Here is a 19,911-nt window from a genome sequence, read left to right on the forward strand (position 1 = left end):
CACCCCGCCGATCACCCCGCCTGACGCCTAACGCCCATCACCCTCGGCATCCCCCAACCCCCATTCACCGAGAGGGTCACGTCAATGGTCCATTGGCTGCAAGAAGAGACGGGCGGGCTGCTGACGCTGTGCGCCGTGTCCATCGCGGTCCTGCTGTTCCTCATCATCAAGGTCAAGCTGGAACCGTTCATCGCGCTGCTCGTCTCCGGCCTGGCCCTCGCGCTGGTCGCCGGGCTGAGCGTCGAGGAGATCGTCGGCACCGCGCTCAGCTCCAAGGAGTCCGTGCTGGAGAAGGGCTTCGGCGGGCTCCTCGGGCACATCGCGCCGATCGTCGGGCTCGGCACCATCCTCGGCGCGATCCTGGAGCGGTCCGGAGGCGCCGACGTCCTCACCCGGCGGCTGCTGAGCGTCGCCGGCGAACGCGGCGCGCCGCTCGCGATGGGCCTCGCCGGGCTCATCTTCGGGATCCCGGTCTTCTTCGACGTCGGCATCTTCGTCCTCGCGCCGCTCGTCTACATCACCGCCAGGCGGGGCGGGCGCTCCCTCGTCCTGTACGCGATGCCGCTGCTCGCCGGGCTGTCGATGACGCACGCGTTCCTGCCGCCGCACCCCGGCGCGGTGGCCGTCGCCGGGCTCCTCGAAGTCCCGCTCGGCTGGCTCATCATCTTCGGCCTGGTCTGCGGCATCCCCGCGTTCCTCGTCGCGGGCGTCGCGTGGGGCGCCTGGATCGGCAAGCGCGTCTTCATCGAGGTGCCGGACGAGTACATCGTCGCCGAGAAGGACAAGGTCGAACTAGAGCAAGAGGACGCAGAGCCGGAACCGGAACCGTCCCTCGCCCTCGTCGGGCTGATCATCGCGGTGCCGCTCGTGCTGATCCTGCTCGCCACGTTCAGCACCGTGTGGTGGGAGGACAGCCCCGCGCTGCCCACCCTGACGTTCATCGGCAACCCCGTCGTCGCCCTCACCCTCGCCGTCCTGCTCGCGATGTACCTGCTGGGCATCCGGCGCGGCATCTCGACCGCGGAGCTGTCCGACCTCGCCGCCAGGTCGCTCCGTCCGATCGGCATGATCCTGCTGGTCATCGGCGGCGGCGCGTTCTTCGGCGCGGTCGTGTCGGCGACCGGGGTCGGCAAGGCCCTCGCCGGCACCATGTCGGACGCGGGCCTGCCGGTGATCGTGCTCGCCTACCTGATCGCCTGCGGGCTCCGGGTCGCGCAGGGCTCGGCGACCGTCGCGATCGTCACCACCGGCGGCATCGTCGCGCCGCTGGTGAAGGCCGAGGACTACTCCGACCCGCACATCGCGCTGATCGCCATCGCGATCTCCGCGGGCTCCATCATCGCCTCGCACGTCAACGACGGCGGGTTCTGGATCATCTCCCGCTACTTCAACATGTCCGTGCGCGACACCATCAAGACGTGGACGGTCCTGGAGACGATCCTGTCGATCGTCGGCTTCGCAATGGCGGCCGGGCTGAGCATCTTCATCTGACAGGTGCCGACCGGCGGGGCCTGCGCGCGGCGGCCCCGCCGGTCACCGCCATTTTTCACCGGTCGAGGAGCGACCTGAAGTGGGCCAGGATCGGCGTGCACAGCCTCGGGAGCGAGGCGTGCTGGCCCATCGCGACCATGCCGGTCACCAGGGACGCCACCCCGCCGATGAGCATCTCGCAGGCGAACTCCGGATCCGGCAGGGTGCGGAACCGCTCGTCCTCCACCAGCAGCCCGACGACGACCTCGACGAACCCGCGCTGGACGGTGTACCGCAGCGCCGTCGCCGCCGGGCCCGCCGCGTAGATCTCCAGCAGGAACATGCGCGCGGCGCCGCCGTCCGCCGACAGCTCCCGCAGATAGGCGTACAGGGCCTGTTCGAGCCGTCCCATCACCGGCTCGCCGGACGCCGAGAGCGCCTCCGTGACGACGCCTTCGATGCGTTCGGCGGCGGCCTGGTACGCGGCGAGGAAGCACGCCTGCTTGTCGGCGAAATGCTCGTAGAACGTCTCGCGCGACACGTGCGCCCGCTTCAGCACGTCGGCGACGGTGGTCCGGGCGTAGCCCTTCTCCCCGACGGCCTGTGTCATGCCCTGCAGCATGCGTTCCCGCTGGGAGGCCGAGACCTGTGCGCGGGTGAGGTGATGACGCCCGCGCGGCAGCGAGGGGAAGCCGTCGGAGTCCACACGGACAAGCTACCAACGTGTTCGTGCCAGCCGAGGAAACCCGTTTACGACGAATACTACGAACATTGTTGTTCGCCGAGATGTTACGGTTTTCAGTGCATATCGGGGGACGGACGTCCCCGTCCCTGGAGCGGGCGGGACGGCCGAGCGATCACGGCCCGGCGCAGCCGGCGTGTGATGAGCGCTCCGTCCAGGCAGTGCGCCACGGGGGCCGATCTGCACTGGACGACGCGCATCCACACGCAACGCTGACCCCGTCGCCGGGCCCGATTGCGAGGAAGGAAGAACCGCGCGGCCCCGCGGTTCCATCCGCCCTGTGGTGCCCGGTCGGCTAGGGCAGCAGGCCGGTGCGGCGGGCGGTGGTTACGGCTTCCAGGCGGGTGTGGGAGTCGAGTTTGCGCATTGCTGAGCGTAGGTAGCTTTTGACTGTTTCGGGGAGCAGGCCCAGGCGTTCGGCGGCCTCCGCGTTGGTGCAGCCGAGGGCGACGTAGGAAAGAACGTCCAGTTCGCGCGGGGACAGGACGGGGCGGGGGGAGCCGGTCGGTTCGTTCAGTCCGGCGGCGGCCAGGCGGAGTGAGGCCTCGCGGAGGCGGTCGCGGGTCGGTGCGTCCTCGATCCGCTCGGCCAGGGCGCGCAGTTCCGCGTGGACGGCCCTGACCTCCTCCCAGCGCGCCGCCGATTCCGGGACGGCCGGACGTGCGCGGGCGAGCGCCTCGTCCGCCCTGTCCTGGACGGCGATGTCCTGCTCGAGGTCGCGGGCGGCCTGGACGGCGGCGCCCACGACGCGGTCGGCGAGCGACAGCGGTTCGCGCAGCGCGCCGTACAGGACGCCGCGGACCCGCCGCCGGACGACGATCGGCACCGCGAGGATCGACAGCAGGCCCTCACGTTCGACGGGCTTGTCGTAGTCGTGGCTGATCGAGGCCGAGCACGGGTAGTTGCTCACCCACAGCGGGCGCGCCATCGCCATCGCCTTGCCGCCGAGCCCGTTGCCGTGGCGGACGACGAGGCCGTTCAGCGAATCGGTCGTGTTGCCGACGAGCTCGGTGATGTGGAGCCGGTCGTGGCCGCCGCCCGAGGCGCTCCCGGACACGGCGCCGCCGAACACCACGGGAAGGCCGGTCGTCCGGTGCAGGGCGAGCACCGCCGACCGGACGGCGCCCGCGTCATCACGCGTCACTGCACCCATGCCCCGAGCATGCCCGGTGAGACGGCGTCTCGAAAGCCCTTCACGCAGAAAGCAATGCGGGCGGGTCCTAGGCGTCGCCGAGGCCCAGGATGTCGACGGCCTCCGCCCGCATCTGCACCTTGCGGATCTTCCCGGTGACCGTCATGGGGAACTCGTCCACGACGTGCACGTAGCGCGGGATCTTGAAGTGGGCGAGCTTGCCCTCGCAGAACGCGCGGAGGGCCCCGGCCGTGAGGTCCGGGACGCCCTCGCGGAGGCGCACCCAGGCCATCAGCTCCTCGCCGTACTTCTCGTCCGGGACGCCGATGACCTGCGCGTCCACGATGTCGGGATGGGTGTAGAGGAACTCCTCGATCTCGCGCGGGTAGATGTTCTCGCCGCCGCGGATCACCATGTCCTTGATCCGGCCGGTGATGCTGACGTAGCCGTCGTCGTCCATCACGGCGAGGTCGCCGGTGTGCATCCAGCGGGCCGCGTCGATCGCCTCGGCCGTCTTCTCCGGCTCGTCCCAGTAGCCGAGCATCACCGAGTAGCCGCGCGTGCAGAACTCGCCTGGCGTGCCGCGCGGGACGGTGACGCCCGTCTCCGGGTCGATCACCTTGATCTCCAGGTGCGGCTGGACGCGTCCGACCGTGGAGACGCGGCGGTCGAGCGAGTCGCCGGCGCGGGTCTGCGTCGAGACCGGGGACGTTTCCGTCATGCCGTAGCAGATCGCGACCTCGCCCATCCCGAGCCGGTCGATGACCTGCTTCATCACCTCGACGGGGCACGGTGAGCCCGCCATGATCCCGGTGCGGAGGCTGGAGAGGTCGAGGTCGTCGAGCGACGGCTCGTTCAGGACGGCGATGAACATCGTCGGCACCCCGTACAGCGACGTGCACCGCTCGGCGGCGACGGCGTCCAGCGTCGCCTTCGGGTCGAACGCCGGAGCCGGGATCACGACGCACGCGCCGTGGCTGGTCGCCGCGAGGTTGCCCATCACCATGCCGAAGCAGTGGTAGAAGGGCACGGGCACACAGACGCGGTCTTCTTCGTCGTAGGCGCACAGTTCGCCGACGAAGAAGCCGTTGTTCAGGATGTTGTGGTGCGAGAGCGTCGCGCCCTTGGGGAAGCCCGTCGTCCCGGACGTGTACTGGATGTTGATCGGGTCGTCGGCGGTGAGCGTCCGGCCGATCTCGGTGAGGACCGCCGGGTCCTCGGCGCGGCCCGCCTCCATCAGCGCGTCCCACCGCGGCGTGCCGAGCAGGACGACGTCCCGCAGTGCCGCGCACTTCGGCCTGACCTCGTCGATCATCGCCGCGTAGTCGGACGTCTTGAACGCGGGCGCCGACACCAGCGTCCTGATCCCGGCCTGGTTGAGGACGAACTCCAGCTCGTGCACCCGGTACGCCGGGTTGATGTTCACGAGAATCGCGCCGAGCTTGGCCGTCGCGTACTGGACGAGCATCCATTCCGCGCAGTTCGGCGACCAGATCCCGACCCGGTCGCCCTTGACGACGCCGAGGTCGCGCAGGCCGAGCGCGACGGCGTCCACGTCGTCGGCGAGCTGCTCGTACGTCCAGCGGCGGCCGGACGCCCGCTCCACCAGCGCGTCGCGATCGGCGAAGGCCGCGACCGTCTTGGCGAGGTTCGCGCCGATGGTGTCGCCGAGCAGCGGCGTGCTGGACACGCCCGACGCGTAGGAGAGGGTCATCGCAGATCCTCCTCGCGGAATTCGCCCTCCGGACGGTCGTCCGCGCCGGGATGCTTGTCGATTTCGCTCGTCCGCAGCTCGACGCGGCGGATCTTCCCGGAGATCGTCTTCGGGAGCGCGCCGAACTCCAGCAGCCGGATCCGCTTGTACGGCGACAGCTGCGCCCGGCTGTGCTCGAAGATCGCCTTCGCCGTGGCCGCGTCCGGCTCCCATCCGGCGGCGAGCGTCACGTACGCCTTCGGCACGGCCGCCCTGACCGGGTCGGGCGACGGCACCACGGCGGCCTCCGCGACCGCGTCGTGCTCGATCAGCACGCTCTCCAGCTCGAACGGCGAGATCTTGTAGTCGGACGCCTTGAACACGTCGTCGGAGCGTCCGACGTAGGTGATGTATCCGTCCTCGTCCCGGGAGCCGATGTCGCCGGTGTGGTAGTAGCCGCCCGCCATCGCCTCGTCCGTGCGCGCGTCGTCGCCGTGGTAGCCGGTCATCAGCCCGAGCGGGCGGTCCTCCAGGTCGAGGCAGATCTCGCCCTCGTCGCCCGGCTCCCCGGTGACCGGATCGATCAGCACGACCTGGTAGCCCGGCACCGGACGTCCCATCGAACCCGGCTTGACCGGCTGCCCCGGCGTGTTGGCGATCTGCACGGTCGTCTCCGTCTGCCCGAAGCCGTCGCGGATCGTCCGGCCCCACGCGTCCTTCACGCGCTCGATCACCTCGGGATTGAGCGGCTCACCGGCGGCGACGACCTCGCGGGGCGGGTTCGCGAGCCGTCCCAGGTCGGACTGGATCAGCATCCGCCACACGGTCGGCGGCGCGCAGAAGCTCGTGACGCCGCAGCGTTCGAGGGTGTCGAGCAGTCGGTCCTCGTCGAAGCGCGTGTAGTTGAAGATGAACACGCACGCTTCCGCGTCCCAGGGCGCGAAGACGTTGCTCCACGCGTGCTTCGCCCAGCCCGGCGACGAGATGTTCAGGTGGACGTCCCCCGGCCGCAGCCCGATCCAGTACATCGTCGACAGGTGCCCGGCCGGATAGGACGCGTGCGTGTGCTCGACCAGTTTCGGCTTCGCGGTCGTCCCGGACGTGAAGTACAGCAGCAGGGTGTCCTGCGACATGGTGAGGCCGTACGGCGTCAACGATTCCGCGTCCTCGTAGGCGTCGGCGTACCGCACCCACCCGTCCACCGGCTCACCCACGGCGATCTTCGTGAACTCGCCCTGGACGCCGTCGAACTTCCCGGTGTCCGCCGAGCCCACCACGACATGGCGCGCCTTCCCGCGAATCAGCCGGTCTTGGAGATCGGCCGTGCCCAGCAGCGGCGTACAGGGGATCAGCACCGCGCCGAGCTTCATCGCGGCCAGCACCGTCTCCCACAGCTCGACCTGGTTGCCGAGCATCAGGATGATCCGGTCGCCCCGCCGCACGCCCGACCGCCGCAGCAGGTTCGCCACCTGGTTCGACCGCCGCGACATCTGCGAGAACGAGTACCGCGCCTCGGAGCCGTCCTCTTCCACGATCCACAGCGCGGGCGAGTCGTTGCTCTCGGCGATCTTGTCGAACCAGTCCAGCGCCCAGTTGAACCCGGTCAGGACGGGCCAGCGGAACTTCTCGTACGCGGTCGCGTAGTCGTCGCGATGCGCGAGCAGGAAGTCGCGCGCCGCACGGAACTCGACTGCGGGCATGGTCTCTCCTCGTAGCCGCACGGACACCCGGTAGAAGGATCGTTCGTCATGGCAAGTGACCTACGCCACCCCCGAACGGGGGTAGTCGGAGGAGTCCTACCCCTCGGCGCGACGCACGATCAGTCACGATCGGGCTCGATCAGGTCACCCGTGCCAGCCTTGGCCGGTGTGGTTGCCGCAGGGGTTGAGCACCAGACCGACGTAGTTGGCGGGGGGCCGGCCGTGTCCAGGCACAGTCCGCTGGGTGGGTTGGCGAGGTGGTGAGTTGTCTGGTCATAGCGCCATTCCTGGCCGCTGAAGTTGGCGCACTTTCGGACTTGCACTTGGACGCCGGGTCCCTGGGGGCCGTCGGTGTCGATGCAGAGTCCGCTGGCGGCGTTGGTGATCGGGCCCGGGCTCGAAAGTGGCGATTGCGCAGTGGGCTGCGTGCTGGGCTGGGTGTTGGGTGCGGACGCGCTGGCCGGTTGCGGGCTCGTGGGTGATGCCGAGGGTGTGGTGCTGGTGGCGGGCGAGCTTGCCGTCGCGGCACGGCCCCCGCTTCCCGCCCCGGCATCTCCGTTGGACGCGGCGAGGGCCAGCGCGACGGCGCCGACCGCGACGGTTTGAGGTCCCGATGGATCAACCTGGCCTGGTGAATGGCGGTCAGGGCCGTCGCGATACCGACCGCGAGCGCGTCGAGATCGGCTCCGCGGAGCGGGCCGTGGGCGGAGACCGCCTCCTGGACGGTCGGGCCGTCGATGAAGTCGGTGGCCACCCACAGCGGGTTCTGGTCGAGACCGGCGTCCAGGACGGGCGCCGTGCAGAACCGCCGGACTCGCCGTGCCGCCTCCACCTCCTGCCGGAACCGCTCGCGGAACTCGGGCTCGCGTGCCAGTTCGTCGTTGATGACCTTTACCGCGACACGCTGTCCGCCGCCGTCTTCGGCGAGCCACACCGTCCCCATTCCGCCACGGCCCAACTGACGAACAAGCCGGTAACGCCCGATCATCTCGACCACGCAGAAACCATGACAGACAGACGAGGGGACCATCCGCGCTGCTTTGCCCGTCAGGCGTGGTCGTCCTGTTGGATCGCGGGCTGCGGTTCGCGTTGGGACTCGCGGTGGGCGGTCTCGGCGATCGCCTTGATCCGGCTGAGGCGGGCGTCCCAGCGGGCGGCCACGTCCGCCATGGCGCGGGCCGCTTCGTCCAGGCGCCCGGGGTGGACGGTGTACCGCACTTCCCGGCCGTCGCGGCGTGCCGTGACCAGCCCGGCCCGTTGCAGGACGGCCAGGTGCTTCGCGACGGCCTGCCGCGTGAACGGCAGGTCACCGGCGAGTGCCGTGGGCGTCGCCTCGCCCTTGGCGAGCAGCACGTCGAGGAGCCGGCGGCGGCTCGGCTCCGCGACCGCCGCCAGCAGCTCCTCGTCATGCTCGGTCACTTGGGCGAGACCCCGGTCGCCGCGTACGTGGCCAGGTCGGCGAGGTGCTTGGACCAGCCCTCGTTGTGGTCGTCGGTGTAGAAGGTCTTGCGCTCGTCCGTCCAGCCGGTCTCGTCCAGGCCGGTCTCGGTCACGCGCAGCAGGGTGCGGTCGCCGTCCGGGACGAGCCTGAACTCGACCAGCGTCGAGTTGCCCTTCTCCGGCCGGGTGCCTTCGGGATTGCCCCAGCGGTAGGCGAACCGGTGCGGCGGTTCGACGGCCGCGACGACGAGGTTCACCTGCTCCTGCGCGGCCGTCTCCTTGTCGACCCAGGTCAGCGTGCCGTCGCCGTCCGCCCGCAGGTCGATCTCCGCCTTGTCGCTGAACCACTGGGCGATCTGCTCGGGCTCCGTCACCGTCCGCCAGACCACGTCCACCGGTGCCTCGATCAGGATCTCGTGCTCGATGCTCACAACCGGTCTCCTCGCTCCGTGATAATCCGCAACCTCTGGTTGCATGACCACCGTAACCTGGGCGGACCTCGATGCGCAACCAGTGGTTGCTTTTTAATCCGGTCACTCCTCTCCGGCGGGGCGGGCACGCCGCCGCCGCCGGGCGGGGGTCGGCTCGTCGTGGAATCGGGTGTCTTCGCGGAAGCGGGTGCGTTCGGTGCGCGGCTCGGCGTCCGGCCTGATCCGCTCGATCGGGTCGAGGGACGGCGCCGTCCCGAGGTCGGGCTCGCCCCGCAGGGTGCGGTCGCCCGGGGTCGGGGTGTCTCCGTCACACGGGACGCTCCGGACGGTCTCCCGGTCACCGGCGACCCGGCGTTCGGCGGCGTCCTGCCGTGCCTCGCTCTGCGGTGGACGTGGGTTGGAGCGCTCCTCCCGCATGCGCTGGGTGCTCACGACGGCGATGTAGACCGTGGTGAGCGCGCTGAGCGCGGCGGCCGCCTCCGGGTGGGCCGCCAGCCCCACGGCGGCGGCCGTCAGCGCCAGGGCCGACGCCGCCAGCAGCGGCAATATCGCGCGCTTTCGCAATTTCCGCAGGCGGCCGCGGCGCAGCAAGCGGTCGGCCGCGCGGATCACGGTGCGGATCGTGGTGCGGACGGCGGAGTGCCGGTGAGAAGGCGTGCGGTCCATGGCGGTGCTCCCGGGGGAAGTCGGGGATGGGCCTATGCCTCCTAGGTCCGCCGGGACCGGTCATTCGTGAATGTCAGACCGGACACAAAAAACTTCGCGGTCCGACTTCACACTCCGGGTTGTTCGCGGACCTCCTCTCCGAAGGAGGCGACCACGGTGACGATGGGAGCGCGCTCGTGGGGCAATCGGAGACTGACCGAGCCGCGGTACCGGCTCAACGGGCGCCCGCCCCAGCCGGATTCGGCCAGTTCTATCGCGACCATTACAGGTCGTTGATCGCTCTGGCGATGGCATTGGGGGCCACCTGGGAGGAGGCGGAGGACGCGGTCGGGAAGGCCATGCTGGAGGTTCTCCGGCGCTGGGTCGACATTCGTTTTCCGCTGGCCTACGCCGGCCGTGCCGTCAAGAGCAACTTCATAAAGCAGCGGCAGCATGACCGCGAGGAGGTGGCGCGTGCGATCAAAGGCGGGCACGAGCGTCCGGAGGCGCAGCCGGACGCGCTGATGTGCGAGTTGGAGGACAACCAATGGCTCGAACAGATCATCGGAACTCTTCCTCCGGCTCAGCGCGACACCGCCAGACTGATTCTGATCCACCGGATGAGCACCGCCGAGGCGGCCGCCGAACTGGAGAAGTCACAAGTCGCCATACGCAAGAACCTGCAACTTGCGAAAGCGGGGCTGAGAAAGCTCCTTCAGGACCAACAGCGACTCGAACTGGAGATGGAACGCCGGGTCCAGAACTCGACAGGACCCGATGGGAGGAAGCTCGATGACCAATGACCCGCCTCCTCAGCAACCGCCTGAGCCGGAGGAGCCCCTAGAGCAGATCCTGGCCGACTTCCTCAACCTGATGGACGAAGCGAACCAGCTCCTGCTCCCCGACGAGGAGGTGGAACGCCGCCTCCGCAGGCTCACCGGCGGCGAGTTCCCCGAGGCCGAGACCCACGGCCCGGACATCCCGCTGGACGACGCCGGCGAGCACGTCCCGGAACGGGACGCCGCGTCCGGCGACCTGGACCTCCCCGCGCTCGCGGAACCGGACGAATGCTCCGACGCCACCGCGGTGTGGCGGGCCGCGGAGGAGATCGAGGCGGCGGCGCGCGAGGAGGCGGCCCGGATCCGGGCGGCCGCGCAGCGGGAGGCCAAGCAGATCCTGGACGACGCGCAGTGCGAGGCCGAGGACATCAGGGCCGCGGCGCGGGAGTGGGCCGCCGCCATCGAGCGGGCCGCCCGGGAGAAGGCGGAGGACTACGAGGACAAGGGAATCCGCAAGGCGGCCAGGGAACTCACCGAGTCAAGGCAGGAGGCCGAGCGTATCCGGGCGGACGCGGAGCAGGTTCTGGAGGACGCGGAGCAGGTCCTGGAGGATGCGCGCGACGAGGCCGACAGGATCATCGAACTCGCCGAGGCGCACGCCAGCGGTCGGATCGCGGGCGCCCAGGAGGCCCAGGAAGCTCAGGAGAACGCCCGGCTCGTCCAGTCCGCCATCGGCCTGCCTCCGCACCTCGGAAGCGCGGTGATGCGAGCGGTCGGCGCACCGGCGGGAAGCGAACTGGAGGTGTACAAGCCCCCTCCGGTTCCCGCGGCCGCGCCCCTCAAGCTGCCGGTGACCGTCACCTCGCGCGCGTCGTCCCCGTGCTTCACCTCGCCCGAGCCGCCGGGACCGCCCGCGCCGCCTCCAGGCGACGAGGCCGCGCACGACGTCGAGCTCGTGGACGACGAGACGGACGTCGCCCGTCCGGCCGGGTCGTGGCCGCGCCGGCGTTTGTGGCCGTCCAGGGGGATCGTCCATTGCCCGATGGTCGCCGCCCGTGCGTTCAGCGCCGGTCATGACGAGGAAATGCGCAGCGGGGACGGGCTGCTCCGATACGTCCGCGACTCCCTTTACCAGATCATGCGGGATTCGTTCGACAGGGTGGGAATCGGCTGGGCGGCCTGCCGTTCCTTTGACCGCGGCGACGGCCTCCTCATCCTCTTTCCGCCCGACGTGATGCCCGAATTGCTGGCGAACGCTCTCATCCACGGGACGCGCTCCAGCCTCCGGCGGCATAATCGGCTTTCCAGCGACCTGGCCCAGCTCGGTATCCGGATGGCCGTCCACCAGGGAACCGTCCATTATGACGAGGCGGGCGCGACCGGCCTGTCGCTCGAACTGCTCTACCGGTTGCTGGACTGCACCGCCCGCCCGGCCACCGGCGCGGTGTCCGGAGAATACGGCCTGGTCACTTCGGCCTACATGTACGAGAACGTCATCAGGCATTACTCCGAATTGATGGACGTGGACGATTTCCAACCCATGCGCCTTCCCGGTGAGAACGACTTTCAGGCGTGGGGCTACTTTCCCTCCCCACCGGATGCCGGACCGGACGGGAACGTTCACGGGCGCGTCATGGTGGGCGACCACGAAGTGGAGATCCGCCGGCAGGGAACCGTCGTCGCGGTGCGGACCAGATCCGCTTCCCGGGTACGACGGCGCGTCCCCCGGCCGGACTGCGGGGCGCCGCCCGGCACCGACCGTCCGCTGGTCGGCAGGTACGAGGAACTGGCCCGGCTGGCGGCATGGCTCGACGCGGGGGAATCGGTGCTGGTGTGCGGGCCGCCGGGCGTGGGCAAGTCGGCGCTGCTGCGGTTCTTCGCCGGGCAGCGGGTCGCGGCGGGAGCGGACGTCGTGTCGATGTCCGCCGCGGGGATGGGCGCTGACGACGTCGTCCACGCCCTGTTCCGCCGCTGCTACGACGCGGATGACCACCGGCCCGGGCCCGAGCGGCTGCGCAGCCTGATGAGCACGGTCGGCGCCCTGGTCGTCGTGGACGATTTCGCCGGTTCCGCGGAGGACGCCGAGGCGCTCGCCGACCTCGTGTCCGGCGGGGCGATGATCATCATCGCGCGGGACCGGATCGACTGGAAACGGGGCCGGTTGCTGGAGCTGCGCGGGCTGCCGGAAGGGGCGTCGCGGGCGCTGCTCGACGCCGAACTGGGCGACCGGGTATGGCACGGGGACGCCGCGGCGGCGCGGAAGCTCTGCCGGGCCAGCCGGGGAAATCCCCTGGCCCTGCTCCAGGCCGTCGCCGCGGCGCGAACGGGAGCGGCGGCCGCGTTGCCCGCCCGCCCGGACGACGCCGTCCGCACCCTGTGGCACTCGGCGGACCCGGAAGTCCGCGCCGTGCTCCGCGTGCTGTGCGTGCTGCACGGCGTGCCGGTGCCGCCGGGCCTGCTGATCAGGCTGGCCGAGGTGGGCGACGGCCGCAAGGCGCTCAACGCCCTGCTGTGGACGCGGCTCGCGCAGCGGGCCGGTCCCGGCTATGTCGCCGCCTTCGCGCCCGGCATGCCGGTGACCGGTGCGGATCGTTCGCCGGCCGACTACGTCCATACGCTCACGCGGTGGGTCGCCGACGTCCCGCCGAGCCAGGTCGCCGAATCCGCCGCCGTCATCATCGCGGTGCTGGCGGACGCCGTCCGCGTCGGCGCGCACGTCAACGCCTGCGCCCTCGCGCGGGCGGCGGCCCCGGCGCTCGGCGTCACGCTCTGGTGGGGGGCCTGGGGACGGGTCCTGTCCCTCGGCGGCGACGCGGCCCGGCTCGCCGGTGCGGCCGACGACGCGGCCTATTTCGACGGTGAGGAACGGATGCGCCTTCTCGTCCTCGGCAGCATGACCGGCTCCGACCCGGACGACGACGCCGATCCGGGCGGTATCGGCCCCGGCGCGGGTCCGGGCGCCGGGCCTCCCGGCCCGGGCGGGGCCCTCCCGGCGCGGACCGGACGGCGGGCCAGGCTGGCGAGCTGCGGACTCATCACCGTCGTCGTCGCCGCACTGGTCGTGGTCGGGGTGTTCTGCGCGAGCCTTTTCGGCTACGGCCTGTTCGGCGATACGGAACCGTCCGGCGAGCCGCCGTCGACGACCGCGTCCATGCGGACGTCCCCGACGCAGCTGGCCGGTGCCGACTCGACGGTGCTGGTGTCGGGTTTCTCGCCCGGTGAGAAGGTCTGGTTCATGCTGGCGGGCTCCCCGGCCGACCCGCTCGCCATCGTCACCATGAAAAGGGACGGCGAGGCGACCGCGACGATACGCCAGCAGTCGTCCCAGGGCCGCTACACCGTCCTGGCCGTGGGGATGACGTCGGGACGAATCGCCCGCACCCACATCCGGCTGGTCTGACCCATCTGCATCTGGCGAAGAGGCAGGACGTCATGAAGAAGCTCATCTTCCTGTTCGTGGTGTTCTCGGTGGTGGGAGGTACCGGTGCCGTGATTCCGGCTTCGGCGGCCGGACGGCACGCGCCCGACGTCGAGCCGGTCGCCACCTGGAACGGCCTGGCCCTAGAGGCGGTGCGCGCTACCCGCGCGAGTGACGCCGACGCGGCCCGGTCGTACGCGATGGTGAACGCGGCCGTCTACGACGCGGTCAACGGGATAGCGGTGCAGCGCGACCGCCGTGACCGGGCGCACCTGCTGAGATCGCCGGACGGTGCTCCGCGCCACGCCGACCGGCAGGCGGCGGCGGTGGCCGCGGCCCATGTGGTGCTCAGCCGCCTGTATCCGGATCGCACCGCCCGCTTCAACGAGCAGCTGGCCGCCGACCTCGCCGAACTCGGTGACGGGCCGGGCGTGTCCGCCGGACGGACGTGGGGCCAGGCCGTGGGCGAGCACGTCGCCGATATCCGGGACGGGGACGGGTCGCGTCCGGTCGAGACCCAGCCGGGCGGCACCGGGCCCGGGGTGTTCCCGCTCGCGTGGTCGGGCGTCCAGTACCGCGCCATGATCCCGTTCGGGATCGCCGACGCCGGACGCTACGTCGCCCCCGGCCCGCCTGCGCTCGCGGGCCTCGACTACGCGGCGGCGTTCGCCGAGGTCAAGCTGGCCGGGTCCGCGAGGATCGCGGACCCGGCCAAGCTCGCGCACTACCAGTACTGGTCGCTGCCGGCGGGGTCGGCGCAGCCGCCCGGCGAATGGCTGAAGATCGCGCTGGAGGTGGCCGCGAAACGCTCCCTTCCCGACAAGGCGCGGCTGGCGGCCCTGCTGAGCGTCGCTCTGGCGGACGCCTCGATCCCGACCGTGCGCACCAAGTTCGTCCATCGGCATTGGCGGCCGGAGACGGCGATCCAGCAGGCCGACACAGACGGAAACCCTCACACCGAAAAGGACACCGGCTGGACAGCGCGAGCGGGCAGCGCAGGCGGAACACCCGAATACGTTTCCGGGCACAGCTCGTTCAGCGCCGCCGCTGCCGCGGTCCTGGCGGGCTTCTTCTGCGCTGACCGCATCACTTTCAGCCACGTGACGGACTCGTCCCCGATCGATCCGTCCACGGGTCAGCCCATGCGGCGCACCTTCGAGAGCTTTTCCGAAGCCGCCGCCGATGCCGGACGGTCCCGCGTCGTCGGCGGCAGCCATTTCCAGTTCAGCAATGAGGCGGGGCTGGCGATGGGCAGGAGTCTCGCCGCCGAGATCCTCGCCAAAAAGCTCCTCTACACGACAGGCCCGACGCACCACGGCGAGTGCCCGCTCTGACCTACGGGGCGGGTTCGAGGGTGGCGACGGCGTCGTCCAGGGTCTTCACGAGGTCCAGGGACGGGTCGTCCGACCAGCGGAGCATCACGTCGAGCATGATGCCGAAGGCGGCGCTCGTGAACGTGCGGACGGCGACGTCGTCGGCGGGGCGGCCGGTGCGTTCGGCGAGGATGGCGGTGACCGTGCGCATGGTGTCGATGAAGTTGCCGAACGCCACGCCGCGGAGCGCGGGGACGGACAGGATGAGGACGGTCCGGTCGTGGCCCGCGGCGAGGTCTTCGGCGGAGAAGCCGCCGAGGACCTCCCGCATGGCGGCGCGGAGCGCCTGGACGGGGGACAGCCCGGGCGGCTGCGCGCGGATCGCCGCGAAGAACAGCGGGTCGGCGTCGTCGCTGATGACGAGGTCCTCTTTGGTGGGGAAGTAGCGGAAGACGGTGGTGTGCGCGACCTCGGCGGCCTGCGCGACCTGCTCGACCGTGGTGGCCTCGTAGCCGCGCTCGCGGAAGAGGCGCAGCGCCTCCCGCTGGATCGCGGCCCGGGTCCTCGCCTTCTTCAGCTCGCGCAGGCCCTGCTTCGGCGCCATCCCCTTGCCTCTCGTCAGCGTGCCTCCGGTGTGGAGCCTACTGTCACCGGTTCCGGCGGCGGCGCGCCCTCCACGTCCAGGTGCGGCAGGACGCGGTCGAGGCGGGCGGGCAGCCACCAGCCGGCGCGGCCGAGCAGCGCCATCACGGCGGGGACGATCGTCATCCGGACGATGAACGCGTCGAAGAACACCGCGGCGGCGAGGGCGAAGCCGAACGACTGCACCATCGGGGTCTCGGAGAGGACGAACCCGGCGAACACCGCGATCATGATGATGGCGGCGGCCGTGACGACGCGGGCGCCGTGCGCGACGCCGGTGACGGCCGCGTCGACGGGGTCGGCGCCGCGGGCGTGCTCCTCGCGCATCCGGGTGACGAGGAAGACCTGGTAGTCCATGGCGATCCCGAACACCATGCCGATCAGCATGATCGGCAGCAGGTTGACGATGATGCCGGACGCGTGGACGCCGAGCGGGCCGTTCAGCCACCCCCACTGGAACACCGCGACGACCGCGCCGAACGTGGCGGCGACGCTCAGCAGGAATCCCGCGGTGGCCTTCAGCGGGACGAGGAGCGAGCGGAACACCAGGGTGAGCAGGATGAACGCCAGCCCGACGACGACCGCCAGGTAGGGGAGGAGCGCGCCGGCGAGCTTGTCGGACGTGTCGATGTCGATCGCGGTCTGGCCGGTGACGGCGACCGTGGCTCCGTCCTCGGAACGGAACCGGTCCCGGATGTCCTGGATGAGGTCCTCGGTCGCCGTGGCCGTCGGCGCGCTGGCGGGGACGACGCCGACCAGCGCGGTGTCACCGGCCGGGTTCAGGACGGGCGGTTCGACTGCGGCCACACCATCCAGGGACGTGACGCTTTTGGCGACACGCTCCGCCGCCGCCTTCGTGCCGTGCGGTGCTTGGACGACCAGGGTCAGCGGGCCGTTGATGCCGGGGCCGAAGCCGTCCGCGAGCAGGTCGTAGGCCGCGCGCTGCGTCGTCCCGGACGGGGCGGTGCCGTCGTCGGGCAGCCCGAGCCGCAGGTCGAGCGCGGGCGTCGCCGCGACGAGCAGCCCCGCGACGGCCGTGACCAGCACGGGAACGGGATGCGCGGTGATGAACCGTCCCCACCGCCGGCCGGCGGTCGCGCGCTGGTTGCGCGGGGTTCGGCGGCCGGTCAGGGCGCGGCGGCCCGCGAAGCCGAGGAGGGCGGGGAGGAGGGTCAGCGCGATCAGGACGGCCACGGCCACGGTGAACGCGGCGGCCAGCCCGAGCTGCGTCAGGACGGGGATGTCCACGACGGCGAGCCCGGCGAGGGCGATGATGACGGTCAGCCCGGCGAAGACGACGGCGGATCCGGCGGTGCCCGTGGCGTGCCCTGCCGCGTCGGCGGGGGTGCGTCCGTCCAGGACCTCCTGGCGGTAGCGGGCGATGATGAACAGCGCGTAGTCGATCGCGACGGCGAGGCCGAGCATCAGCGCGAGCGCCAGGGTGTCGGAGCTGAGCTCGACGAACGCGCTCGTGGCGCTGACGGCCGACAGCCCGATGACGATGCCGATGATCGCCGTCAGCAGCGGCAGCCCGGCCGCCACCAGCGAGCCGAGCGTGACCAGCAGGACGATCGCGGCGACGGCGACGCCGAGCAGCTCGCCGGCGCCCTCCTCGGGGGACGCCACGGCGTCGCCGCTCATCTCCACGCGCAGGCCGGGAGCGGACGCCGCCGCGCGGAGCGCGTCGCGGTCCGCGCCGGTCAGCTCGTGCTCGGGGACGCGGTAGGCGACCTCGGCGAGGGCGATCCGGCCGTCGCCGGAGACGGTGTTCCGGGTGTAGGGGGAGGCGACGTCGGCGACGTCCGGCACGGCCTTGATCCGGGCCACGGCCCGCTCGACGGAGGCGCGGTTGGCGGGTTCGGTCAGCGAGCGTCCGGCGGGGGCCGCGAAGACGACCCTGGCCGTCGCGTCGCCGGTGGCGGCCTGCGGGAACCGGTCCTTGAGCAGGTCGTTCGCCCGCTGCGACTCGGTGCCGGGGACGGCGAACGTGTCGGGCGCCGGTTCGGACAGCGCGGCCGCTCCCGACACGGTGACCACGAGCAGCCCGGCCCAGATCAGCGCGATCAGCCGGCGCCGCCGGAAGCAGAACCGGCCCACCCGGCTCAGGAACACCGCCATGACGCACTCCCTTTCGCTATTAGAGTAGGAAGTGTTAGTGAACTAGCGCTTTCTGTCAAGGCGGGTGAACGCGAACGTGCCGCCCTCCCGGGTGGAAGGGCGGCACGGTGTGGATGGGGCGCCGCGGCCACGTCCGGACGGGGGTGCCGAACGCGGCGTGCCGTCTCTCAGGGCTGGGGCGGGATGTAGGGCGGGGCCACGCCCCAGCCCCAGTGCGGCATCGGGGCCTCAAGGGGCGGTTTCGCGTCCGGTTGCGAGTTGGCGAGGGCGATGCGCGTCCCCCACTCGATGTAGGACGTGAACGCGGCGCGGAATTCGGGGTCGTCGGGGAGGCCGACCTCGTCGGCGGCGTCCATGAGGAGGGTCACCCAGCGGCGCCGCTGCGGTTCGGTGATGGCCTTGCCGACGTGCTGCCGGACCATGTGGTGGTAGCCGCCGCGCTCCCGGCTGTAACGCTCCGGGCCGCGGAAGACCTCGCCCAGCCAGTGCGCCACCCATTTCGGGTGGCCGGGGTTCATGTGCTCGAAGAGGGGGCGGAGGAGATCGTCTTTCAGCACGTTCGTGTAGAACACCTCGGTGAGCCGCTCGAACGCCTCGCCGCCGCCCGCCCACTCGTACATCGTCGGGACGGACGACCCGGCGCCGCGCACGGACGTCCGCTCGTAGTGCCGCATCTCCTCGATCTGCTGGACGTACGGCTTGATCTCGGCGAAGAAGGCGGGAAAGTGCTCGCCGCCGCGGAAGCCCTGCATGTGGTCGTCCGCGGATGTCCAGCCGATGCGGAGAATGTAGGACGTCGGCTCCTCGACGCACCGGGACAGCTCGTAGTCCACGCACTGCGGCGCGGCGGCCAGGGAGGCGGACGCGCGTGCGTAGGCGGCCTCGAAGTCGTCCGTCTCGGACGGGTCGATGCGGTAGCGGATGTACTCGACGATCATTGGACCCCCAGGCTGCGACCGGTCGGGTAATCACTGTAATCCTGTAATCACCCGACCGGAAGCGCAAACCAGGCGGTCAGCCGTCGGACGCGGGCGACCGGCGGAACCAGGCCACGGCCCCAGCCGCCGCGGCCACGACGAGCGCGATCAACCCGATCCACAGCCAGCCCGACGAGCCGCCGCCCGAGTCCTCGGAGGACGCGGCGTTCGACGGCGACGGGGCGGGGGCGGCGGGCTGCGAGCTCGCGGCGCCGGGCGAGGCCGCCGAACCGGCCGACGAGCCCTCCACCGTGAACTTGTAGCTGCCCGACACCGGATGGCCGTCCACCGACACGACACGCCAGCCGACCGTGTACTTCCCGTTCGGCAGCGCGCCGGTGACCGGCTGCGTGACCTTGTTGTCGACGGCCTTGGCCGTCCCCGCCTGGTGCTGCTTGCCTGACGCGTCGGTGAGGATCACGCGCGGCAGCCGCACCGTTTCCGTGTAGGTCAGGACGATCTGCGACGGGGAGGCGACCGACGAACCCTTCTTGGGGTTGGCCGCCGTCAGCGCGGTGTGCGCGGAGGCCGGGGTCGCGGACATCGCCAGGATCGTCCCCACGGCCAGCGAACCGGCCGCGAGGCGTGCCGCCGCGAGGCGTCCCGCCGTGGTGCGTGCCGTTGCGCGGGTCATGAGCGGCTCCGGGCGCGGGTCAGGCCGTAGCCGCCGACCGTGAGGCCGAGCGCGCCGACCGCGATGCCGATGCCGCCGAGCAGCCGCGCGGTGCCGTCATCGGCGGACGCGGCGGCGGCCGGCTTCGTCTTCGTGCTCGCGGTCAGCCCGACCGCTTCCTGCTGGCCCTTCGGGACGAGCTTGAGCACGGGCGCCGGATGCTCGGGTTCGGCCGCGCCCGCGGCGGGCGGCGGCTGGTCCCACTTGACGACCTCGCCGTTGGAGTACGTCTGGTCGGCCTTGAACATCATCTCTCCGATGTTCGTGGGCAGCGGTCCCATGGAGACGTCGAACTCCTGGAACGTCCCGGGGTCGATCTTGCCGCCGGACCAGGTGATCTTCATGACGGCCTCGGTCTGCTCGCCGCCGTGGTTCTTGATCGGCGTCGCGAGCTTGGACTTCTCGGCCTTCACCGTCCAGCCGGGGACGGGACGGACCGACACCGACGACAGCGGATGCTCGGCCGGCAGGTGCACCACCAGCTTGGTCGTGGACGCGTTGTCGCGCTCGTTCGGCACGCGGAACGCGACCTTGGTGTAGCCGCCCTGCTCGGCGGTCTTCGGGTTGACGGTGACGTGCGCGGACGCGGCCGTGGCCAGCCCGACCACGGACACGGCGGCGAGGCCCGCGACGGCGCCCAGCCGGCGGGCGCCCCGAGGGAGGACATGGGAAAGAGAGAGCATGGCGAAAGTCCGTTCGAGTGTACGGGGAAATCCGGAAGCGCCGGGAATCGGCGTC

General features: G+C 71.1%; 17 protein-coding genes. 4 read left to right on the forward strand and 13 right to left on the reverse strand.

The window, feature by feature from the left end; genetic code table 11:
• Positions 1-84: 84 nt before the first annotated feature.
• On the forward strand, positions 85-1,491 hold the full coding sequence (locus E1287_RS29160) for a gluconate:H+ symporter (protein ID WP_131968408.1): 1,407 nt from the start codon (positions 85-87) through the stop codon (positions 1,489-1,491).
• 55 nt (positions 1,492-1,546) lie between these two features.
• Here E1287_RS29160 and E1287_RS29165 read toward each other — a convergent pair whose 3' ends face one another.
• From E1287_RS29165 to E1287_RS29205, 8 genes are all read right to left on the reverse strand, one after another.
• The gene (locus E1287_RS29165) at positions 1,547-2,176 is read right to left on the reverse strand and encodes a TetR/AcrR family transcriptional regulator (protein ID WP_131968410.1); all 630 of its coding nucleotides are present in this window, start codon (positions 2,174-2,176) and stop codon (positions 1,547-1,549) included.
• Positions 2,177-2,507: 331 nt separating this feature from the next.
• Positions 2,508-3,365: a helix-turn-helix transcriptional regulator gene (locus E1287_RS29170; protein ID WP_131968412.1), complete on the reverse strand. Its 858-nt coding sequence runs from the start codon at positions 3,363-3,365 to the stop codon at positions 2,508-2,510.
• A gap of 67 nt (positions 3,366-3,432) precedes the next feature.
• A complete protein-coding gene (locus E1287_RS29175; protein ID WP_131968414.1) occupies positions 3,433-5,058 on the reverse strand; it encodes an AMP-binding protein in 1,626 nt (541 codons plus the stop codon).
• A complete protein-coding gene (locus E1287_RS29180; protein WP_131968416.1) occupies positions 5,055-6,737 on the reverse strand; it encodes an AMP-binding protein in 1,683 nt (560 codons plus the stop codon). The genes E1287_RS29175 and E1287_RS29180 overlap by 4 nt, the downstream gene beginning before the upstream one ends.
• Positions 6,738-6,876: 139 nt before the next feature.
• Positions 6,877-7,767: a protein kinase gene (locus tag E1287_RS45890; protein ID WP_347813992.1), complete on the reverse strand. Its 891-nt coding sequence runs from the start codon at positions 7,765-7,767 to the stop codon at positions 6,877-6,879.
• A 17-nt stretch (positions 7,768-7,784) separates the two neighbouring features.
• Positions 7,785-8,156 carry a metalloregulator ArsR/SmtB family transcription factor gene (locus E1287_RS29195; RefSeq protein WP_131968418.1) on the reverse strand — a complete coding sequence of 124 codons (372 nt, stop codon included), beginning with the start codon at positions 8,154-8,156 and terminating at the stop codon, positions 7,785-7,787.
• Positions 8,153-8,608, reverse strand: a complete 456-nt coding sequence (locus E1287_RS29200) for an SRPBCC domain-containing protein (protein ID WP_165969227.1) — start codon at positions 8,606-8,608, stop codon at positions 8,153-8,155. The genes E1287_RS29195 and E1287_RS29200 overlap by 4 nt, the downstream gene beginning before the upstream one ends.
• Before the next feature lie 102 nt (positions 8,609-8,710).
• Positions 8,711-9,274 carry a hypothetical protein gene (locus E1287_RS29205; RefSeq protein WP_131968422.1) on the reverse strand — a complete coding sequence of 188 codons (564 nt, stop codon included), beginning with the start codon at positions 9,272-9,274 and terminating at the stop codon, positions 8,711-8,713.
• A gap of 26 nt (positions 9,275-9,300) precedes the next feature.
• Between E1287_RS29205 and E1287_RS29210 the strand changes: the two genes are divergently transcribed.
• From E1287_RS29210 to E1287_RS29220, 3 genes are read left to right on the forward strand one after another with little or no spacing between them, the layout of a single operon-like run.
• A complete protein-coding gene (locus E1287_RS29210; protein ID WP_131968424.1) occupies positions 9,301-10,056 on the forward strand; it encodes a sigma-70 family RNA polymerase sigma factor in 756 nt (251 codons plus the stop codon).
• Positions 10,046-13,432 (forward strand): hypothetical protein, encoded by a 3,387-nt coding sequence (locus E1287_RS29215; protein WP_131968426.1) that lies wholly within the window; start codon positions 10,046-10,048, stop codon positions 13,430-13,432. The genes E1287_RS29210 and E1287_RS29215 overlap by 11 nt, the downstream gene beginning before the upstream one ends.
• 32 nt (positions 13,433-13,464) lie before the next feature.
• Entirely contained in the window at positions 13,465-14,784 is a 1,320-nt protein-coding gene (locus E1287_RS29220) for a vanadium-dependent haloperoxidase (protein WP_131968428.1), read from the forward strand.
• 1 nt (position 14,785) lies between these two features.
• Here the strand turns inward: E1287_RS29220 and E1287_RS29225 are convergent, their stop codons facing one another.
• The 5 genes from E1287_RS29225 to E1287_RS29245 all read right to left on the reverse strand — a co-directional run bounded on the left by E1287_RS29225 (position 14,786) and on the right by E1287_RS29245 (position 19,856).
• Positions 14,786-15,367: a TetR family transcriptional regulator gene (locus tag E1287_RS29225; RefSeq protein ID WP_131968430.1), complete on the reverse strand. Its 582-nt coding sequence runs from the start codon at positions 15,365-15,367 to the stop codon at positions 14,786-14,788.
• 14 nt (positions 15,368-15,381) lie between these two features.
• Entirely contained in the window at positions 15,382-17,523 is a 2,142-nt protein-coding gene (locus tag E1287_RS29230; RefSeq protein WP_131968432.1) for an MMPL family transporter, read from the reverse strand.
• A 167-nt stretch (positions 17,524-17,690) separates the two neighbouring features.
• Positions 17,691-18,461 carry an antibiotic biosynthesis monooxygenase gene (locus E1287_RS29235; protein WP_131968434.1) on the reverse strand — a complete coding sequence of 257 codons (771 nt, stop codon included), beginning with the start codon at positions 18,459-18,461 and terminating at the stop codon, positions 17,691-17,693.
• Between the two features lie 76 nt (positions 18,462-18,537).
• Positions 18,538-19,134: a copper resistance CopC family protein gene (locus E1287_RS29240; RefSeq protein WP_131968436.1), complete on the reverse strand. Its 597-nt coding sequence runs from the start codon at positions 19,132-19,134 to the stop codon at positions 18,538-18,540.
• On the reverse strand, positions 19,131-19,856 hold the full coding sequence (locus E1287_RS29245; protein ID WP_131968437.1) for a YcnI family protein: 726 nt from the start codon (positions 19,854-19,856) through the stop codon (positions 19,131-19,133). The genes E1287_RS29240 and E1287_RS29245 overlap by 4 nt, the downstream gene beginning before the upstream one ends.
• Positions 19,857-19,911 lie beyond the last annotated feature (55 nt).

This window comes from Actinomadura sp. KC06, from assembly GCF_004348735.1.
Lineage (GTDB): Bacteria > Actinomycetota > Actinomycetes > Streptosporangiales > Streptosporangiaceae > Spirillospora.